The 20087-nt window shown below is 61.8% G+C and carries 18 protein-coding genes and 1 pseudogene; 9 read left to right on the top strand and 10 right to left on the bottom strand.

Going from position 1 to position 20087, the window contains the following annotated elements; genetic code table 11:
- Nucleotides 1-40: 40 nt before the first annotated feature.
- The 4 genes from BCY88_RS30870 to BCY88_RS30855 all read left to right on the top strand — a co-directional run bounded on the left by BCY88_RS30870 (nt 41) and on the right by BCY88_RS30855 (nt 3369).
- Entirely contained in the window at nt 41-787 is a 747-nt protein-coding gene (locus BCY88_RS30870) for a MipA/OmpV family protein (protein ID WP_183081494.1), read from the top strand.
- Nucleotides 788-878: 91 nt separating this feature from the next.
- Nucleotides 879-2057 carry an SDR family oxidoreductase gene (locus BCY88_RS30865; protein WP_120347943.1) on the top strand — a complete coding sequence of 393 codons (1179 nt, stop codon included), beginning with the start codon at nt 879-881 and terminating at the stop codon, nt 2055-2057.
- Between the two features lie 120 nt (nt 2058-2177).
- Nucleotides 2178-2930 (top strand): IclR family transcriptional regulator domain-containing protein, encoded by a 753-nt coding sequence (locus BCY88_RS30860; protein ID WP_120347942.1) that lies wholly within the window; start codon nt 2178-2180, stop codon nt 2928-2930.
- Between the two features lie 226 nt (nt 2931-3156).
- Nucleotides 3157-3369: a hypothetical protein gene (locus BCY88_RS30855; RefSeq protein WP_120347941.1), complete on the top strand. Its 213-nt coding sequence runs from the start codon at nt 3157-3159 to the stop codon at nt 3367-3369.
- A 155-nt stretch (nt 3370-3524) separates the two neighbouring features.
- On the opposite strand, the gene BCY88_RS30850 is transcribed toward BCY88_RS30855, so the two are convergent.
- Both BCY88_RS30850 and BCY88_RS30845 read right to left on the bottom strand, forming a co-directional pair.
- Nucleotides 3525-3803 carry a hypothetical protein gene (locus BCY88_RS30850; protein ID WP_120347940.1) on the bottom strand — a complete coding sequence of 93 codons (279 nt, stop codon included), beginning with the start codon at nt 3801-3803 and terminating at the stop codon, nt 3525-3527.
- Between the two features lie 135 nt (nt 3804-3938).
- Nucleotides 3939-4694, bottom strand: coding sequence for a Mut7-C RNAse domain-containing protein (locus BCY88_RS30845; protein ID WP_120347939.1), 756 nt, complete (start codon nt 4692-4694; stop codon nt 3939-3941).
- A 94-nt stretch (nt 4695-4788) separates the two neighbouring features.
- On the opposite strand from BCY88_RS30845, the gene BCY88_RS30840 reads away from it, so the two are divergent.
- Both BCY88_RS30840 and BCY88_RS30835 read left to right on the top strand, forming a co-directional pair.
- On the top strand, nt 4789-5658 hold the full coding sequence (locus BCY88_RS30840; protein ID WP_120347938.1) for an NAD(P)-dependent oxidoreductase: 870 nt from the start codon (nt 4789-4791) through the stop codon (nt 5656-5658).
- Between the two features lie 78 nt (nt 5659-5736).
- The gene (locus BCY88_RS30835; protein WP_120347937.1) at nt 5737-6372 is read left to right on the top strand and encodes a LysE family translocator; all 636 of its coding nucleotides are present in this window, start codon (nt 5737-5739) and stop codon (nt 6370-6372) included.
- Nucleotides 6373-6657: 285 nt separating this feature from the next.
- Here the strand turns inward: BCY88_RS30835 and BCY88_RS30830 are convergent, their stop codons facing one another.
- The 6 genes from BCY88_RS30830 to BCY88_RS30805 form a co-directional block, all read right to left on the bottom strand.
- Nucleotides 6658-7482 carry an OmpW/AlkL family protein gene (locus BCY88_RS30830; RefSeq protein WP_120347936.1) on the bottom strand — a complete coding sequence of 275 codons (825 nt, stop codon included), beginning with the start codon at nt 7480-7482 and terminating at the stop codon, nt 6658-6660.
- 181 nt (nt 7483-7663) lie between these two features.
- The gene (locus BCY88_RS30825; protein ID WP_120347935.1) at nt 7664-8911 is read right to left on the bottom strand and encodes a DUF2957 domain-containing protein; all 1248 of its coding nucleotides are present in this window, start codon (nt 8909-8911) and stop codon (nt 7664-7666) included.
- A 100-nt stretch (nt 8912-9011) separates the two neighbouring features.
- Nucleotides 9012-10424, bottom strand: coding sequence for a DUF2957 domain-containing protein (locus BCY88_RS30820; RefSeq protein ID WP_120347934.1), 1413 nt, complete (start codon nt 10422-10424; stop codon nt 9012-9014).
- 488 nt (nt 10425-10912) lie between these two features.
- On the bottom strand, nt 10913-11860 hold the full coding sequence (argC, locus tag BCY88_RS30815; protein WP_120347933.1) for an N-acetyl-gamma-glutamyl-phosphate reductase: 948 nt from the start codon (nt 11858-11860) through the stop codon (nt 10913-10915).
- A gap of 290 nt (nt 11861-12150) precedes the next feature.
- Entirely contained in the window at nt 12151-12732 is a 582-nt protein-coding gene (locus BCY88_RS30810; RefSeq protein ID WP_120347932.1) for a flavodoxin family protein, read from the bottom strand.
- A 70-nt stretch (nt 12733-12802) separates the two neighbouring features.
- The gene (locus tag BCY88_RS30805; protein WP_120347931.1) at nt 12803-13405 is read right to left on the bottom strand and encodes a YbhB/YbcL family Raf kinase inhibitor-like protein; all 603 of its coding nucleotides are present in this window, start codon (nt 13403-13405) and stop codon (nt 12803-12805) included.
- Nucleotides 13406-13670: 265 nt separating this feature from the next.
- Here BCY88_RS30805 and BCY88_RS30800 point away from each other — a divergent pair.
- Nucleotides 13671-14358, top strand: a pseudogene (locus tag BCY88_RS30800) (response regulator).
- A 100-nt stretch (nt 14359-14458) separates the two neighbouring features.
- Here the strand turns inward: BCY88_RS30800 and BCY88_RS30795 are convergent.
- Entirely contained in the window at nt 14459-15145 is a 687-nt protein-coding gene (locus BCY88_RS30795) for an orotate phosphoribosyltransferase (RefSeq protein ID WP_074281967.1), read from the bottom strand.
- 386 nt (nt 15146-15531) lie between these two features.
- Here BCY88_RS30795 and BCY88_RS30790 point away from each other — a divergent pair, with 386 nt between their 5' ends.
- Nucleotides 15532-16764 (top strand): MFS transporter, encoded by a 1233-nt coding sequence (locus BCY88_RS30790; RefSeq protein WP_120347930.1) that lies wholly within the window; start codon nt 15532-15534, stop codon nt 16762-16764.
- Nucleotides 16765-17067: 303 nt separating this feature from the next.
- Nucleotides 17068-19350, top strand: a complete 2283-nt coding sequence (locus tag BCY88_RS30785; RefSeq protein ID WP_120347929.1) for an NADP-dependent malic enzyme — start codon at nt 17068-17070, stop codon at nt 19348-19350.
- A gap of 196 nt (nt 19351-19546) precedes the next feature.
- Here BCY88_RS30785 and BCY88_RS39650 read toward each other — a convergent pair whose 3' ends face one another.
- A complete protein-coding gene (locus tag BCY88_RS39650; protein WP_147408575.1) occupies nt 19547-20065 on the bottom strand; it encodes a hypothetical protein in 519 nt (172 codons plus the stop codon).
- Between the last annotated feature and the right edge of the window lie 22 nt (nt 20066-20087).

The raw sequence follows: 20087 nt of genomic DNA, 5'->3' as shown, positions 1-20087 counted from the left end.
AAAAGTCCTGATCGTGCGCAAACGCCTCTCTTATCTGTGTATTCCACTGTTCGGTCTGACCTGCTCCTCGATGGCTTACGCCGAGAACTTCTACATGTTTTCGCTGGCCGGCGGCGTGGCGCCGCGCTATCAGGGCAGCCGCGATTACCGTCCGTTTGTTGCCCCGCTGATTTCCGCCGAGTTCAGCAACGGCATCTTTCTGAGCCCGACGGACGGCCTCGGCTACAAACACAACTTCGCCAACGGGCTGTTCGCATCCGCCGCACTCAGCTATGACTTCGGTCGCACCGACCGCAATCGTGCCGATCTGCCTGGCTCCGACTACCTGAAGGGCATGGGCCGGATTCCGGGTTCGGTCATGGTGTCCGTGCAGGTCGGCGCGCATCTGTTTGGTCCGTCGACCGTCAGCATCACGCTGGATCAGCCGCTCACGCATACGAGCCGCGGCACGAGCGGGCACGTCGATCTGACTGTGCCGGTGCTGCAAACCGTCGACAACCAGATCAGCATCACGGGCAGCGTGCATGCCGGTAGCGGCCGCTATACACAGACCTTTTTCGGCGTCACCGATGCGCAGGCGGCCGCGAGCCGCTTTCAGCCGTATGCGGTGAAAGGCGGTTTCGACAGCGCCAAGGTGTCGGCAGCGTGGACCTACAGTTTCTCGCCGCGCTGGTCGGTGCATACCGAGGGCGGCGTGACGCGGCTGCTCGGCGCGTCGGCGAACAGCCCGATCGTGCAGTCGAAGAACAACTACTTCGCGATCACTGCGCTGACGTATCGCTACTGATGCGCGTGTTGATGCAACTGTTGATGTGACCGTTGATCGGTTGTCCGGATCAACTTTCCCGACGCTCAGACTTCCCTGCAAGGAGCTCGCGATGTTTGCATGGCAAACCCCTCTTTCCAACGCCTGGCAGGATAGCCTGATATCGTCGGCGCGCGCGCAGGCAATGGGCGTCGACAGCATGTTGCTGACCGGTGCGACCGGGTTTATCGGTGGCAATCTGCTGGTGACCTTGATCAACGCCGGTCTGGTCGACCGCATGGTGTGTCTGGTGCGCGGCGCCAGCGTGGCCGATGCGCTCGCACGGCTGCGCGCTTCGGCGGTGCGCTGTGGTCTGCCGCATGCTCGCGCCCGGCGAATCACGGAAGCCAACGTGATGGTCGGCGAACTTGGCAGCGCATTTTCGGAAATCGATCTGGCGCGGCTCGCCAAGGCGTCGCATGTGATCAATTGCGCGGCGCTCGCGTCGTTCTCGACGCATCCGCAAGTGCTCGACACAAATGTGCACGATACCTTGCGGTTTGCGTCGCGTTTTGTCGGCAGCAAAAAGCTGCGGCGCTTCGTGCATGTGAGCACGGCAATGGCGTGCGGCACGCAATGCGGCGCGAACGTGCAGGAAGCGACGTTCGGTTACGGCGAAACGCGCCACCTCGTGCCGTACACACGCAGCAAACGCGAAGTCGAACGCCTGCTGCGCAGCACGTACCCGCACTTGCCGCTGGTCGTGGTGCGGCCGTCGATCGTGGTGGGTCATACGGTGCTCGGTACGCTTCCTTCGGCAAGCATTTTCTGGGTGTTTCGTGTGGTGCACGCCGCGCGGCGCTTCACGGCACGGGCAATGAACCGCCTCGACGTGGTATCCGCCGACGATTGCGCGCGTGCGCTCGCGTTACTGGCGGTGAAGCCGTCGCTGGCTTTCGATACGTATCACGTGTCGGCGGGTTCGGAGGCGCCGACCATTGGCCAGATCATCAGCGCCATGGACGAAGCCACCGGCGTTTCGGGCCGCCGCTACTCAATGTGCCGGGTGCGCGACTTCGGCAAGATCGCAAGCGAGGTGGTGGGCCGGGACCGTTGCGGCAGCGGCCGTCTGATCGAGCATGCGCTGCGTCTGTACGCCGGTTTCGCCGAGCTGGACTACACGTTCGACAACCGCCGCCTGCGCGACGAGATTGGTTTCGAGCCGCTGCCCTTTACGGATTACGTGAGCGAGTGTGTGCGGACTTCGCGCGGGGTGGGCATCGCCGAGCAGATGCGCTGGGACTTCAAATAGATCCTCGCCGGGTCCTTAACCGGCTATACAGCACCGCGACTCGCGCGATAATCGCGCAACAGGTTGGATGAATCAGGATAGCGCTGACCCATTTGGCCAACGGATTTTCAGGCAGACGCAATGGACGAAAAAGACTGGATCGCCGGCGCGGCAAAGGCACTGGCGATCATCGAAGCATTCGACGAAGAGCATGCACGCATGACGCCGACCATGGTGGCCGCTCGCGCGGGGCTCTCGCGCACGGCGGCGCGCCGCTATCTGCTGACGCTGCGCGAACTCGGCTATGTGGACACCGACGGCAAGCTGTTCTGGCTCGCGCCGCGCGTCTTGCGGCTCGGGCAGTCGTATCTGGATTCGGCGCGCTTGCCGCGCACCGTGCAACCATTTCTTCAGCGCATCACCGCCACCTTGCAGGAAACCGCACTGGTCGCGATTCTCGATGAACAGGATGTGGTCTATGTCGCGCGCAATGGCGTGAACCGGGCGATGGCGGTCGGCTTCGTGCTCGGGTCGCGGGCGAGCGCGCCGTTGTCGTCCGCGGGGTTGGTCCTGCTGGCCTTCCAGGCGCCGGAAAGCATCGAGCAGTGGCTGGCGTCCTATCCGATCAAGGTATTCACGCCACATACCTATTCGACCGTCGAACGCTTGCGCGAAGTGCTGAGCGAAATTCGCCGCGACGGCTATGTCGTCACCGATCAGCAACTGGAACTGGGCATGCGCGGTGTCGCGGTGCCGCTGCGGGACCGGCACGGCACGGTTGTGGCGGCGATCAGCGTGAGCATGCCGATCGGTCAGGAGTCGGCGAACGCCGCGCTGCATCGGGTGCTGCCGACCCTGCAGGAAACCGCAAGTCTGCTCAGAAACCTGATCTGAATGTTGTACTAGGTAATCTCCCTAATAAGGCATGCTCAACGAGTGAAAGCATCCCGAAAGCAAGCTGTCTCCCGGAAAATACATATCGAGTTTTGGGCATGACAAACTGCATACACTGCGTAATACTCTCCCGCGGGGAGCGGGAAGGCGCCTTGCGTGCCGTCTGCTTCACCGTTCAGCTATTTCATTCACATTGACTCAGTCGTCCAGGTTTGGGGAACAACACATGAAAAAATTCATCGTCTCGCTCGCAGCCGCATCGATCGCGCTGGTCTCCGTTCAAGCTTTCGCACAAGCATCGGACGCAGCAGCTCCGGCCGCTGCAGCTAGCACGCCGAAGAAGCACCACATCAAGAAGCTGAAGACGCACGGCAAGCGCGCTCCGGTTGCGGCAGCAGCTTCGGCAGCTGGCACGAACGACAAGGGCACGGCAAACTAAGCTTTTCGCTTGGTTTTGTCAGGCGAACCCTGCCGGTTCGCCTGCGCACGCTGCTAGCCGGCGAGTGCAGTGCGATTCCGGTTGAATGCCGCCAGCAAAAAGGCCAGAGCTTCTGCTCTGGCCTTTTTGTATTGGGTGGCGCTGTTCGACGGCGTTTAGCCCGCGAGGCCGCGCTTGATGACCTCGTTCAGCAGTCCGGTCATGCCTTCCGGATGGGTGGCGGCACGTTCTTTCAGCTCCGTGACCAGGTCGCCATTCAGCTTGCAGGCGAAGGCGACGAGGCCTTGCGCCTGGTCGAGCTTGCGCTGTTCACGGCGATCGAGCTTCGGATCCGCGGCAGCGGCTTTGCCGAAGCGGTCGGCGGTCGACAGTTTCATTGCATTGTTCAGCTTGAGTGCCTTGTTCTTTTCAAGGTCGGTTTTTTTCATCGCCATACGGAAGGCCTCTGCCAGATAAGTAATCCCGCATTGTACGCATCGCGCCGCGCGTCGAGCCAACGGCGGCGATTCTGCACGTGAGCAGCCACCAGGCGGTTCAGATGCTGCGGAGTTCGAGCCATGGCGCGCTGTTCACGCGGGCCGCTCCGGCGCGCCGGCCACGCTGTCCATCAGCGCACGCATTCGTTGCCAGTGGGTGCCTTCCCAGAACACGCGCCGGCATACGTCGCAGGTGACGAACTGGCTGTGCCGTTCCAGCACGCCGTCGGGCGCCCGGTCGCCGACCTCGTCTTTGGGGATACGCCGCAGCGGCGCATTGCACATCAGACACAAACGGAACGGCTGCGCGCTGCCGGCCAGATCCAGCCGTTCAAACACTTCACGCAATTGCTCACGCGGCCGCAGCGTGCGTACGTAGCAGCCATGCGTGATGGCGCGGCGTTTTAATAGCTCACGGTCGCGGGTCAGGACGATGCGCTGTTGGGCGGCCGCGAGCGCTTCGATATCGGCGTCGGGATAGTGGTTGTCGTAGAGCGTATCGAAGCCGGCTAGCCGCAGCAGCGGCGCAAGACCGCCCAGATGGGCATCCGCAATGAAGCGCACCACGCGCAGCGGATGTTCGCGCACGCGCAGGAGCGGCCGGATGTCGAGCGATTCAAACTTCGGATAAACGGCGATGCGATCGCCGTCGGATAGCGGATGATTGAAACCGACCGACTCACCGTTCACCAGAATCAGCTCGACCTCGGTGTGCGGCACGCCGAGTACTTCGATCATATGTTTGGCCGTGGCGCCGTGCGAGCAGGCGTAAGTGAACGCGCGCCGGCGCAGGGGCCGGGCGAGAAAGTCGTTCAGCTCCTCATAGAAGCGGAATGTCGCGGTGACCATCGCATCAGTATCGCACCGTGTTCAATTGCGCGCTGTCCTGCACGTGTCGCATGGGTGTGCTTTACTGCCGGTTCTTTAGAAGATGGAGCGAGAGATGGACATCGGTTTTATCGGTCTTGGCGAGATGGGCGCCGTGATGGTTGCAAACATTTTGAAAGCCGGACACCAGGTGCGCGTGTGGAACCGCTCGCCGCAACGCACGCAGTTGCTCGCCGACGCAGGGGCCCGGATCGTTGCGACGCCGGCTGAAGCGTTTGCTGGCGACGCCGTGTTCTCGATGCTCGCCGACGATACCGCGCTGCGCGAAGTCGTCACCGCGTCGCTGCTGGAACACGCGCCGCGCGGCCTGATTCACGTGAACATGGCGACGATCTCGGTGGCGCTGGCCGAGGAACTGGCGACCGCGCACGCCTCGCGCGGCATTCATTACGTCGCAGCGCCGGTGCTGGGCCGGCCCGACGTCGCGGCGGCGGGCAAGCTGACAATCGTGGCGGGCGGCCCGGCCGAGTCGATCGACCGTGTACAGCCGATTTTCGACGCCATCGGCCAGAAAACGTGGCGTATCGGTTCGCTGCCGCAGCAGGCAAACGTGATGAAACTCGCGGCCAACTTCATGTTGGCTGCGGCTGTCGAGACGCTCGGCGAAGCTGCGGCGCTCGTATCGGGCCACGGCCTCGCGATGCAGGATTTCCTCGATGTCATCACGAGTGGCCTGTTCCCGGGACCGGTCTATTCGGGCTACGGCAAGATGATCGCGGAGCAGCGGTACGAGCCCGCGTTGTTCAAGGCGCGCCTCGGACTAAAGGACGTGCGTCTTGCGCTTGCGGCCGCCGAAGCGGTCACGACGCCGCTGCCGGTCGCGAGCGTGGTGCGCGACAGCCTGATCGAAGCCGTGGCGCATGGCGACGGCGAGAAAGACTTCGCCGTGCTGGGACAGGTCGCGGCGCGGCGGGCAGGGCGCTGAGCGGGCGTGGGTGCTTCAAGGTGCGCACGGGCATGCACAGGCATAATGGCGGGCTGATCCCTTTTTGCCTCGATCCCAATGAATTTGCACACCTGGTGGCTCTTCGTCGCGACGGTTTTCGTCGTCTGCGCGATTCCCGGTCCGAACATGCTGCTGGTCATGACGCACGGCGCCCGGCACGGTCTGCGCCGTTCCAGCGCGACCATGGCCGGCTGCCTGTCGGCGCTGGTGTTGATGCTGGCGGTGTCGGCGGCCGGCCTTGGCGTGTTTCTCGCGGCGTGGCCGGCGATGTTCAACGCACTGCGCATGATCGGTGCGGCGTACCTCGTCTATCTGGGAATCAAGGCGTGGCGCGCACCCGCTGACGAAGGCGCTGCCGGTGTGGTCGAGGAACTGTCCGCCAGGCCAGTCCGTTCGCGCTTCGCGCTGTTTCGCACGGGTTTCCTGGTGGCGGGCAGCAACCCGAAAGCCATCCTGTTCGCCGCCGCACTGCTGCCGCAATTCATCGACGCGGCGCAGCCCAAGCTGCCGCAGTTCGGTGTGCTCGTCGCTACGGTCGCGGTTATCGAGGTGAGCTGGTATCTGGTGTACGCCGGCTTCGGCACGCGGATTGGCGCCAGGTTGAAGAGCCGCAGCGTCGCCAGGATGTTCAATCGTCTGACGGGTGGTGTATTCGTCGGCTTCGGTGCGATGATGGCGCTGGTGCGGCACTAGGCAAGCGACGGGCCTGGCTGACGTGTGGCGATCAACGCCGCTTGCCAGACGTCACAAGGACTGTTGCGTGTATGCAACGCTGAGGGTCAACCCTAATTTGAATGTTGCGACGCACCAAATCATTTGCTATAGTTCGTCTTGTCTCCTCCATGTCTCCTCTGATATGGATTCAGCCCGCCCACATAGGCGGGCTTTTTTTTGCCCCGAATTTCCCGCGTCTCCAAAAAAGACAAAGCCGGCTGACCTCTGCACGAGGCCGCCGGCTTTGCCGTGTCTACGCCGAACTCAGAACTTGTACGAGACGGCCAGGAACGAAATGATCGGATCGGCTTTCAGTTCCGACTTCGAGACGGCCAACTCCGTGCCATCCGCCGCCTTGATGATGACCGACGAGGTGGTCTTCAGCGGAATGTACGTGACCGACGCCACGAGGCCCCAGTGATCGGTGATGTTGTACGCGAGACCCGCATTGAACACCGGCTGCCACGACGACGACGCCTTCGCAGACACCTGGGTCGGTCCCGGCTTGCCCGCGCCCGCTGCCAGCACCGAGCCCAGGTTGTTCTGCGTCGAGGTCACGAAGTTCGGGCTCAACTGAACGTCGGAGAACCAGTTGTACGACACGCCGATGCCCACGAACGGCCTGAAATGAGCCGTCGGCGCATTGAAGTAATACTGGAACAGCAGCGCCGGGCTCCACTGGCGCACGCTTTTCACGATCGGATTGGCCTGCGGATCGCCCAGATTCTGCTGGCCGAGCGCGCCCGCGGGTCCCGGCGGCTGGATGGTGCCGTGTCCGTAGATCTTGAAGACCGGCGGCACACCTGCCACCGTCGACACAGCGATGTGATCGGTGAGGTAGTGGCTGAAGACAAGGCCGACGGTATTCGCGGTGTTGGTCGACAACCCCGTGCCGCTGGACGTGAACGAACTCGGCAGACGCAGCGGTGTATTGATCGGTGTCGGAGCGACGTTGGTGGTCAGCGGCGTGCTCGAATCCTGCGGCATGACGTGGAACCAGCCGAGCACAGCGACGTTGTCGCCCGCGTGTTGCGCGTATGCACTGACCGACAGGCAGGCGGTCAGTAGCGCGAAAAAGATTTTTTTCATGTTGTTCCTCCTGAGGCGCACGTGACGATCGTTGCGTTCTTCGCGCGCGGCGAGCGACGGCGGCCTGATTGCCTGGCCGGTGCGCTGGATATTCGGTGGACGCCGGCTGCCGCGCTATTTCCATGCGCGACAGCCGGGACGCGAACGCCTCGCTGCGTGTCAGCGGCGCGTGTTGCGTCCATTACTGGACGAAGGCGCCGATCGTGAAGTACGGCGAGGCCGCGTTGGTCATATCGAGGTAGCCGAACACGCCACCCGTAAAGATCATCTTTCCGGTCGGCGTGGTGCCCGTCGAGGCGCCCACTTGCGTGGTCGTCACGACACCCGGCACGGTCTGCGTGAAGTCCAGATTCAGCGCCGTCGCGAGCGATGCCTGCGACGCGTTGAACGGATCAAGCAGCGTGGCCTGTGTGCCTTCGAGCGCGGTGGTGCGATAGTCGAACTGACTATCCACGCCGATGTACTCGCCGTTCTGCGAGTTGACCGCGATCGCGCTTTGCGGCGCGAGGATGGAGATGCCCGATTCATCGTCCGCATACGGGCCGAGTGAGCCGTTCACCGGCGTCGTCACCGATGAATTTGCCGCGCCGGTCCGCACCAGAATCGGCACCACCTGATTGCGCAGCTTGCCGACGATCATGTAGCCGCGTGCCTTCGGCGTTGTGGCGAGCGTCGGTTTGGCCTGACCGAGGAAGTTGTCGGTTTCGAACGCGCCGCTGCCGTCGGACGACTGCACGAAGTTCGTCCCCGGTTGCTGGCACTTGCCCGCGTTGACGCCGGAGTTGTCGCACTCGGTCCACGTACCGTCCGCATTGATCGTGATCTTCGTATCGACCGGGACCGGCGCGAAGTTTTGCGACGGAACCTGGTGATAGCCGAGCTGGTTGTAGGTGCCGGCCACGTTCGCGATGTTCGTTTCAATCGACGAGAAACCGATGAACGGGTAGTACGGGAACGTGGTGTCGGGCACCGCGCCCACGCCGAGAATCCCGGCGAAGGAAATCTCAGCCCCCGGAATCGTGCCGCCCGCTACGCCTTCGCCGACGAAAATCCGCGCCGGACGATTCGGGTCGAGGCTTGCGCCGTTCAGGCGGAACGCACACTGATTGAGTTTGGCGGTCGGCAGGAGGGTTTCCTGGGTCAGCGTGCCGCTGGCACTTTGGCCCGCGCGCGTCGGCGAGACGGTGCCGACGGTCGCCGGGATCGGCGACTCGATATAGTTGATTTGCCACGTCATCTTGGTCGTGTCCATCTGCAGCTTGACCAGTTCGCCGTCACCGCCGCCGCCGGTGAAGACCGTGCTGTAGTCGAGCGACGCAGGACACAGACGAACTTCGGTGACCGGTCCGTCGCCGTTGCCGCCACCACCACCGCATGCCCCCAGTAACGGTGCTGCAAGAGCGAGCACCGAAAGGATTCTCCATTTCATACCGCCTCCAGAATTTTCTCGTTGTGAGTGGCAGGCTCCCTGTCCTGCCACCTTTTGCTCTATTTATGTCTCGTACTGCGAACTGCCGGTCCTTCAGTCCTTACTTGCTGATCTGCGCGCCGATGCCGAAGTAGGGGGCGCTAGACGTACCTGAAATCGCCGACGTCGGCGCGATACCGCCGTTGACGGTGCCTTGAATCTCGATCGCATAGAGGCCGCCTGAGGCAATCGCGAAACCGGTCTGGCCGTTCGCTTGCTGTACGCCGACCAGTCCCGGGCTCGGCAGGCCGTACCCCAGGCCGAAACCGTCTTCAGCCGCGGAAGTCGACGGATTGATGAAGGTGCCCACGCCTCCCTGGATCAACGTCGCGGTTGACTTGAAGTTCGAATCCGCGCCGACATAGCCGCCGTTGAAGCCGCCCGATGCGAGCGGCGTGGCTGCGGTGAGCATGGCGATGCCGGACTCGTCGTCGACCTTGGCTGTCAGCAAATTGCTCGTGTCGACAAAGCCGGTGCGTACGACCAGCGGCACGGTGGCGCCGTTGACCTGCCCGAGAATCATATGAGCCACGCCTGACTTTCCGGACCGCCCAAGCAACGGGATGCTGAACTGCGCGACGATTTGCGGTGCCTGCTGACTGTCGAAATACCCGTTGCTGTTCAGCACCAGCGGGTTGCCGGTGGTCAGGCAACCGCCGGCGTTCGCCGAGTAGTTCGGATTAGGCGTGTTGCTGCTGGTACAGGTGCCGCTGGCGTCGAACGTTTCGACCGTGTTGGTCGCGACCGTCGCGTAGCTGCCCGATGGCGTCAGGTGATAAAGCAGGCCGTTGTAAGTGCCGGGCAGCTTGGTGATATCGGTTGTCGTGCTGGCGAAACCGAGGAACGGGTAGAAATCGAAATGCCGGTTCGGAACGGCGCCGACGTTCGACCCAAGAGGGCCAAGGTTCAACCCGTCGTACTCGACCGTCGCACCTGGAATGCCACCACCGGCTACACCCAGGCCGACGAGGATCATCGGGGGATTCGGATTGTTGACGAAGTCGGGTGTCGTATAAGGCTGGCCGTCGCCAACGCCTGTACCCGTGCCCGCGCCGAGGATGAACGCGCAACGCGTCTGTTCGGCGGTCGGCAGTACGCCGGCCGGCGGGTGGATCACGGCGCCCGTGATTTGCGTGCCCGCGCGCGTCGGCGTGACCTGACCCGTGCGCAACGGAATCGGCGACTCGAGCCACTTCAGTGTGTACGTCATCGCAGTCGCGTTGATGTTCACCTGCACGATTTCACCACTGCCCGCACCGCCAAGATAGGTCGTCTTGACGATGTCAGCGGTCGCGGGGCATAGCGCCGCGGCACCCGCGCCTGTAGCCGGCGGACCTTGCACGCCGCAGGTCGAACCCGAGCATTGCGGTGCGCTGATCGTGCTGGGATCGCCGGCCTTGCCGCCGCCGCATGCGGTGAGCAATGGCGCCGTGGCAATGGCCATTGCCAGGCCGCGAATAATGGCGTGCGACATGCAGCTGTCTCCCTTCATGTAATAGTGCGAACTAATTTCGCTGCGCGTTTAATGCCTGTCAATTGAATGAGCCGTCTAAAAAGATCGATTCAAACAGGACATTTTTTGCCGGACGCACACTGCATGGGCCGCGGGAGCCCTTTTAAACAAAAAAGGAATTTCGGCTTTGACAGCGGTACCGTTGCTTCGCCGCACGCCCTTGCCAGATAAGCGTTACAGCAAAATGGCTCTATGATCTTCGAACGACCGTTCGAGAAAAAATCCGGAGTTTCCCTATGCGGAAAACTATGCTGTGCAGGTCAATTCTGAGAATGAATTACCGTCATTTGATGAGCAGTCCGATTTTCTATTTTTAAGTAATGGGGGCTACTACTGATTAACGGTAAAAGAGGGATTCGGCGGGCACGTTTTTAAAACAGAAAAGCCGGTCTTTGCAGACCGGCTTTTCTGTGGATTGTCAGTGGATGACGTCTGTATCTCGAACTTGCTCAGCGTTTCAAGCCGGTTTCCTCGGCGGTGCCGATGGCGAGGTTCATGCATTGGATTGCCGCGCCCGACGCGCCCTTGCCCAGGTTATCGAGGCGCGCGACGGTCACGAAGCGCTCTTCGTTGCCGAACACGAACAGGTCGACGCGGTTGGTGTCGTTGTTCGCTTGTACGTCGAAGAAGCCGCTGTCGAGGTTCGCTTCCGCATCGAACGGCGCGACGTGCACGAAAGCCTCACCCGCGTAGTACTCGGCGAACAACGCCTGCACGTCTTGCGGCGTGGCCTTCTTGGCCAACTGGTCCGGCGAGAAGAAGGTGGTGACCGCGAGACCCTTGTAGAAGTCGCCGACGATCGGCGTGAACACCGGCGCCGACTTCAGGCCCGTATGCGCTGCCATTTCCGGCAGATGCTTGTGGGTGAGACCAAGCGCATAGGGACGCGGGCTCTTGAGCTTGTCGTTGCCGCCGGCTTCGTAGTCGGCAATCATTTTCTTGCCGCCGCCGCTGTAGCCCGTGATCGAGTAGGCGTGCGCGGCGAACTCCGGCGCCACGACGCCGGCTTCGACCAGCGGGCGCATGGCCAGCACGAAGGCCGATGCGTGGCAGCCCGGCACGGCAATGCGTTTCGCCGTGCGCAGACGCTCGCGTTGCGAGCGGGCCAGCTCGGGCAGGCCGTAGGCCCAGTCGGCCGAGGTGCGGAACGCCGTGCTCGCGTCGATCAGCACGGTGTGATCGTTGTCGACCAGCGAGGCCGACTCGCGCGAGGCGACGTCCGGCAGACACAGGAACGTGACGTCCGATGCATTGATGAGACGACGGCGCTCTTCGAGATCCTTGCGCTTCGCTTCTTCGATACGCAGGATCTCAACGTCGGCGCGTTGCGACAGGTATTCGAAAATCTTCAGGCCGGTCGTGCCTTCCTGTCCGTCGACAAAAACTTTCGTGCTCATCTCGATCTCACTGGCTTGCTGGAAACGGGGCGCGACGCCGCGCCGGAACGCTATTTTAAGACCTGATAGCGATGGGTGTGCAAAACGGGGTGAAAAAACGACGATGCGCGCCGAAAGTGACATCGGCGTGACGGGTTACGCGACAGATGCAAGCCGATGCAGGCAGGTTCCAGGCAGATTGGCGACGCGTGCCGAGCGCTGCGCCGTGCGTGTGCTGGCGCGAGACGCACCCGCGTCGAGCGTGCGGCACGGGTGCTGCTGCCCGACGCGAGCTTTGGGATGCTGCGTTATCAAATCCCCGCGCGCGCCCCTGCATTCCACCGCGCCGTCGCCTCGGCAACCCGTGCGCCGAACATTCGCGCCGTCTCCAGATCGCCCGCGGGTGGCGCTTCTTCGGGTGACGCATCCGCCGGGGATTGCGCCAGCAGGCCGGTAAAGCCGCCTACGTAGTTTAGGTCGTTACGGGTGGCCGCCTTGGTGTTCGACGGCATCATGCCGGTGCCGACCCAGATCATGCTGTGTTGCATCGCCAGCGTGACGAAGTACTGGATCGTCGAGAACTTGTCGCCGTTCATGGTCGCCGAGTTGGTGAAGCCGGCCGCGATCTTGTCTTTCCACGTTTGGCCGAACCACGGTTTCGAACTGGCGTCGGCGAATTTCTTGAAGTCAGCGGACGGTCCGCCCATATAGGTCGGCGCGCCGAAGACGATGGCGTCCGCGGCCGCCAGTTCTGCCCAGCCAGCGTCGTCGATCTCGCCGACCGGCAGGAGTTTCGCGTCCGCGCCGGCTTCGAGCGTGCCGGCCAGCACGGCCTCGGCGACTTTCTTCGTGTGGCCGTAGCCGCTGTGATAAACGATGACGATCTTCGACATGACACTCTCCGGCAAGATGAAAAAGCAGAGGTAGGCACGGCAACGATGCGCGCATATTTCGCGGGTGCCGCTACCGTCCGTAGTTGACTACAATCCGCGCACTGTCGAGCGTGGCGGTACCGATCTCGTGATCGAACATGAGCGCCGGGCGTCCCTGTGCGAGGCGCAGGTCCGCGGAGCTCAGCGCATAAACGGTGATGATGTAGCGATGCGGTTTGCCGGGCGGCGGGCACGGGCCACCGTAGCCGTCGATATCGAAGTCGTTGCGCGCTTCAACCGCGCCGAGTTTCTTCAGGAAGCCCGACGCGCTGGCGTTTTCCGGCAAGCTGCCGACGGTGGCCGGAATGGCCGCAACAGCCCAGTGCCACCAACCGCGGCCAGGGGCGTCCGGATCGAAGATCGTGACCGCGAAACTGCGTGTGCCTGCCGGTGCATTGCGCCAGGTCAACTGTGGTGAGCGATTGCCGCCTTTACAGTCGTCCTGATTAAAAACCTGAGCTGCATCGACAGTGCCGCCCGCGTGGAAACTGGCGCTGGACAGCGTGAACGCGTCTTCGGCGAACGCGTGCGTGCTATGCGCCGCGAATAGCGCAAGGCCCAGCATTGCGCAGGTGAAGGACGGTATACGGCGGAACGGCGAAGCAAGCGAAACAACCAGGCAACGCGAGCGCATGTGCCGGTTCTCCTGTCAGGGCGCGAGGCGGTTGTCCTCGCGAGGATTATTGTCCCTATTTTGTGCCCCAAGGTCGATTCAAGTCTAACATTCGCTTTGCGGTGAATCATTGTTGCCGCCAGCGGGCTTGATGGACTTGAAATCGGCTATAGTCGGAGGAATTGTCCGCGCGAATACAGACCGCGCACCCGATCAGTTCAAGTACCAAGAATAGAAAGGCATGTCAGAAGTTTTGGAGAGTGGTTTATCTGTCGAGGGGAGGGCAATGCAAGATCCAGTCAGGGTCGTGGTCGCTGACGACCATCCAGTGATTCTGTTCGGCGCCGAACAGGCTTTGCTCAAGTTTCCCGGTCTGCAGGTCGTCGCGCGCGCGACAGTCAACCGAACTGGTCAAGGTATTGCAGACCGTTCCGTGCGATGTGCTCGTCACGGATCTGGCCATGCCCGGCGGCCAGTATGGCGACGGCTTGCCGTTGATCGGCTATCTGCGCCGCAATTTCCCCGACCTTCCGATTGTCGTGCTGACGATGCTGGAGAACGCCGCGCTACTCAAGCGGCTGAGCGAACTCGGCGTGACCTCGGTCGTCAACAAATCGGACGACCTCAGCCACATCGGGCTTGCGGTGCAGCACGTCAGTCGCAACCTGGAATACATGAGCCCGTCCGTCAAGGCGTCGCTCGATACGCTGCGCATGAATGCCGGCGGCAAGAGCGACGACGTAATGCTGTCCCGCCGCGAGCTCGAGGTTGTGCGCCTGTTCGTGTCCGGCATGACGATCAAGGAGATCGCGGAGCAACTCAATCGCAGTATCAAGACGATCAGCACGCAGAAGAATACGGCCATGCGCAAGCTGGGAATCGATCGCGATTCCGAGTTGTTCCAGTACGCGCAGAGCAACGGTTTGCTGAATCTGTCGTCGCATTCGGCTGAAGATACCGGCAACGCACCGTAGCCGCGGCGGTACTTTCGTCCGGCTGGAGCGCAATAGAAAAAGCCGCCTGTCTCACATCGACAGGCGGCTTTTTTATTCCATCCGCATTGAGCGGCTGCGCTTATTGCGGCGTTGCGTTGGCGCCGCCGTGTGCCGCCGACCATTCGGCCGGTGCGTGCAGGAATTTTTCCACTTCGTCGAGCGTTTTGGTGTCGAAGTAGTTGTTTGCCTTGGCGACGCGCAACACGTCCCACCACGTGGCAAGCGCGTGCAGATCGACGTCGATGTCTTTCAGCACCGACACGCTTTCCTTGAAGATGTTGTAGTGGAACAGCACGAAGCAGTGGTTCACCGTTGCGCCGGCGGTGCGCAGCGCATTGATGAAGTTGATCTTGCTGCGGCTGTCCGTGGTCAGATCCTCGACCAGCAATACGCGTTGCCCTTCGGTCAGCAGACCTTCGATCTGCGCGTTACGGCCGAAACCCTTCGGCTTCTTGCGCACGTATTGCATCGGCACCATCAGGCGGTCGGAGAGCCACGCCGCGAACGGGATACCGGCGGTTTCACCACCGGCCACCGCGTCGATCTGCTCATAGCCGACGTCGCGCAGGATCGTGGCTTCGGCCATTTCCATCAGGCCGCGGCGCACGCGCGGATACGAGATCAGCTTGCGGCAGTCGATATAAACCGGGCTCGCCCAGCCGGACGTGAAAATGTACGGTTTCTCCGCATTGAAGTGCACTGCTTGCACTTCCAGCAGCATCTTGGCGGTGGTGTCGGAGATCGTCTGGCGATCGAAGCCTGTCATGGGCGGATCCTTGGGTGTGAGCGAGGAGAAGCGGGCGCGGGGCCCGATGGCGCAGCAAGTGGCGTATGCCGCGCCATGATGGGCGGAATACGCGGACGGTCAGTGGAGTGCAGGCCGGTTTTGCTGCGCGCGTAGCCCGACATTTTACCCGAAATAGGCCCTCCCGAGGAGGCCGTCGCATGGGCCGGCCACGAATGGCGGTCATAACGGCCACGCCGGACGGCGCTTGCAAGGCGCGTTGGGCGCTGCTTCATCGCCGCTTCCAAACCAGTTTTGGGACCGGTTTTATGGCTGGCTTGTGAGCAGCTTAGGGCGCCTTTACACTCACGCGAATTTCATGGCGACCGCGTCTGCAGGTCGCCGCCATGTCCTACGGAATGCTTTCAATGACTGCCGCTTCTTCCGCCACCCAGACCCGAGAAACCGCCAGGAGCGGCTATGCGGGACGCGCGCTGATCGCATCGGTGCTTGGCTACGCGATGGATGGCTTCGATCTGCTGATCCTCGGCTTCATGTTGCCGGTGATTGCCGCGGATCTGCACCTGAGTTCCTCTCAGGCAGGCTCGCTCGTGACCTGGACGCTGATTGGCGCTGTTGCCGGCGGCCTGATCTTCGGCGTTTTAAGCGACTATTTTGGCCGCGTGCGAATGCTGACGTGGACGATTCTGATCTTCGCCGTCTTCACCGGCCTGTGCGCGCTGGCGCAGGGTTATACCGACCTGCTGACTTATCGGACCATTGCAGGCATTGGTCTTGGCGGCGAGTTCGGCATCGGCATGACGCTGGTGGCCGAAGCGTGGCCGGCGTCGCAGCGGGCGCGCGTGTCGTCCTATGTCGGGCTGGGCTGGCAGCTCGGGGTGCTGGCGGCCGCGTTGCTGACGCCGCTGCTGCTGCCGGTGATCGGCTGGCGCGGCATGTTCGCGCTTGGATTGCTGCCCGCCGTGGTGTCGTTCTTCGTGCGACGCAGCGTCGAGGAGCCGGCGCTGTTCACTGAACGCGTCGCGCGCGGCATGCGCAAGCTGCCGCTCAAATTGCTGGTGGCCGACGCACGCACCACACGTGCGAGCATCGGCGTCGCGATTCTCTGTTCTGTACAGAACTTCGGCTATTACGGTCTGATGATCTGGCTTCCGAGCTATTTGTCGAAGACGTTCGGTTATTCGCTCACCAAATCCGGCGTGTGGACCGCCGCGACGGTTCTCGGCATGGCGGCTGGCATCTGGCTGTTCGGCATGGCCGCCGACCGGTTCGGCCGCAAGCCGACGTTCCTGTTCTACCAGGTGGGCGCGGTGGTGATGGTGTTCGTCTACGCACATCTGACCACGCCGATGGCGCTGCTGATCGGCGGCGCGGCCATGGGCGTGTTCGTCAACGGGATGATCGGCGGCTATGGCGCGCTGATCTCCGAGCTTTATCCGACCGATGCGCGGGCCACCGCGCAGAACGTGCTGTTCAACGTCGGCCGGGCGGTCGGCGGCTTCGGGCCGGTGGTGGTGGGCGCATTGGCCGCGCGCTATTCATTCGGTGCCGCGCTCGCTTTACTCGCCTCGATCTATCTGCTCGACATCTTCGCGACACTCTTTCTGATTCCCGAACGACGCGGCGCCGAACTCGAATGACCTACGCGTGACGCATGCGCGGTCGTAAGCATAAATGGCCGCCGCATGCGGCGCTGCAGCATTGCCAGCGCCTGTTTCGCCGATGGTGAGCCGCGTTAACCAGTCAGTGCATCGACTCATTCGGGGTGTACACTGATCGACCCGCGTAGCACTCCGCACCGTCTTGCGCTCCGCCGAGGTTCGACGCTGCGCCCAACCGGCGCATGCGAAAACCGCCGCCGTCGATTATCCATTCGATAGACGCGAAGCGCCGTCAACGGGCAGTGTGCCGGGCCCAATTACTTACGTCTCGCAGGTTAAAAAATGGACGAACAACTTAAGCAAAGCGCTCTCGCCTACCACCAGAATCCGAAACCCGGCAAGATTTCGGTCACGCCCACCAAGCCGCTGTCGAACCAGCTCGACCTGTCGCTTGCGTACTCGCCGGGTGTCGCCGCGGCCTGTATGGCGATCTACGAGGAACCGCTCGACGCGCAGAAGTACACCTCGCGCGGCAATCTCGTCGGTGTGATTACAAACGGCACGGCCGTGCTCGGTCTCGGCAACATCGGCCCGCTCGCCGCGAAGCCGGTCATGGAAGGCAAGGGCTGCCTGTTCAAGAAGTTCGCCGGTATCGACGTGTTCGACATCGAACTCTCCGAATCCGATCCGGACAAGCTGGTCGAAGCGATCGCCATGCTCGAGCCGACCTTGGGCGGCATCAACCTTGAAGACATCAAGGCGCCGGAATGCTTCTACATCGAGAAGAAGCTGCGCGAGCGCATGAAGATTCCGGTCTTCCACGACGACCAGCACGGCACGGCGATCATCGCCTCGGCGGCGATCCTGAACGGCCTGAAAGTGGTCGGCAAGAAGCTCGATGAAGTGAAGCTGGTGTGTTCGGGCGCAGGCGCGGCTGCCATTGCGTGTCTGGATCTGCTGGTGAACCTCGGCCTGTCGAAAAAGAACGTGCTGGTCACGGACTCGAAGGGCGTGATTTACGAAGGCCGCGGCAATCTGGATCCGTCGAAGGAACGCTACGCGGCGAACACTGAAGCGCGCACGCTGGCTGACGCGATTCGCGGCGCCGACGTGTTCCTCGGTTGCTCGAGCGCCGGCGTGCTGAAGCCGGAAATGGTCGCCGAAATGGGCACGCAGCCGCTGATTCTCGCGCTGGCGAATCCGGAACCGGAAATCCGTCCGGAAGAAGCGAAGAAGGTCCGCCCGGACTGCATCATCGCAACGGGCCGTTCGGACTATCCGAACCAGGTCAACAACGTGTTGTGCTTCCCGTTCATTTTCCGCGGCGCGCTGGATGTCGGCGCGACCACGATCACGGAAGAAATGAAGCTCGCGTGCGTGCGCGCGATTGCCGAGCTGGCCGAAGAAACCGATCAGGGCGATGAAGTCGCCAAGGCCTACGAAGGCCATTCACTCGAATTCGGTCCGGAATACCTGATTCCGAAGCCGTTCGACCCGCGCCTGATCATCAAGATCGCGCCGGCTGTTGCACAGGCCGCGATGGACTCGGGCGTCGCAACCCGTCCGATCAAGGACATGGACGCGTATCGCGAAGAACTCGGCACGACCGTGTACCGCACCGGCATGGTGATGCGTCCGGTATTCGCTGCGGCGAAGTCGGAGCCGGCGCGTATCGTGTTCGCCGAAGGTGAAGACGAGCGCGTGCTGCGCGCCGCGCAATTCGTGTTGCTGGAAAAGATTGCCAAGCCGATTCTGGTGGGCCGTCCGTCGGTGATCGAAATGCGTCTGAAGAAGATGGGCTCGAAGCTGAAGTGCGGTGAAGACTTCGTAGTCGTCGATCCGGAAGACGATCCGCGCTATCAGCAATGCTGGCAGGCTTACCACGAACTCGGCGCGCGCGAAGGCGTGACGCCGGACGTCGCGAAGGCCGCGATGCGCAAGTTCAACACGCTGATCGGCGCGATCCTGGTGCGCCTCGGCGAAGCCGACGGCATGATCTGCGGGATGATTGGCCAGTACCACACGCATCTGAAGTTCATCGAGCAGGTGCTGGGCAAGGCGGACAACGTGCAGAACTTCGCCGCGATGAATCTGCTGATGTTGCCGGGCCGCAACCTGTTCATCTGCGACACATACGTGAATGAAACGCCGACCGCCGAACAGCTCGCCGACATGACGATGCTGGCTTCGCGCGAAATCGAAAAATTCGGCATCACGCCGAAGGTCGCGTTGCTGTCGAATTCGAACTTCGGCAGCGCGCCGTCGGCGTCGTCGCAACGTATGGCGGCGGCGCGCAAGCTGATTGCCGAACGTGCGCCGTCGCTCGAGATCGACGGCGAAATGCACGGCGACGCAGCGTTGTCGGAAGTGGTCCGCAAGGCTGCCTTCCCCGGCACGACATTGAGCGGCGAAGCGAACCTGCTGATCATGCCGAACGTCGAAGCCGCGAACATTGCGTACAACCTGCTGAAGATGGTCGGCGGTGAAGGCGTGACCGTCGGTCCGTTCCTGCTGGGCGCGGAAAAGCCGGTGCACATCCTGACGCCGGCCGCGACCGTGCGCCGCATCATCAACATGACCGCGGTGGCTTCGGCCAATGTGCGCAAGCGGGTGAACGCGCAGTAAAGACGATTTGATGTCGAAGCGGCGCCGCATCGCGGCGTTCGCAGTCATCTTGCAAAAGCGCCACGGAAGCGAATTCCGTGGCGCTTTTTTTGTTGATGCGATCTGAATTTAATGGGAGTTGATCTGAAGAATTCTTAGGTCGATAGACCGGCTTTAGGACTGGTCCTATTCGATTCGCTGTGACACTTTTGTAAAGTTACTTCTGAGGCGCGGCACTGCCTGGTGGCAACGGAACAGTCGGCTGGTTACTCCCTTGTCCCCTGTAGGCGTTGCGCTTCATCTCTGGTGTTGAGTAGTTGCAGTTCTGATGATGAAGACAGTAGTACCAATGGGTTGTAGTACTCGCAGTAGATGTGTGTAGTTGGTGGTTGGTGGTTGGTAGTGGTAGTTGAAGTTTGTAGTTGTAGTTGTAGTTGTAGTTGTAGTTGGCAGTTGAAGTTGAAGTTGAAGTTGGTGGTTGCAGTTGGTGGTTGTAGTTGGCAGTTGTAGTTGTAGTTGAAGTTGAAGTTGGTGGTTGCAGTTGGTGGTTGAAGTTGGCAGTTGTAGTTAGTAGTTGAAGTTGCAGGTCGTAGTTGCTGTCTGGTTGTTGTTTGTTTTTGGTTGGTTGTTGTTGTGTTGTTGGAAGGAGCAGTACCGCTTGTTCTTGTACACACGCATCACGTGTCGAAACAGGCAAAAAAAGGCGACTGTCCGTGAGGGCAGCCGCCTTTTCCATTTCAACCCGACATCAGTCGGTC

This window comes from Paraburkholderia fungorum (genome assembly GCF_003610895.1).
GTDB classification, from domain to species: Bacteria; Pseudomonadota; Gammaproteobacteria; order Burkholderiales; family Burkholderiaceae; genus Paraburkholderia; species Paraburkholderia fungorum_B.
This window is presented reverse-complemented; position numbering and strand designations above follow the sequence as displayed.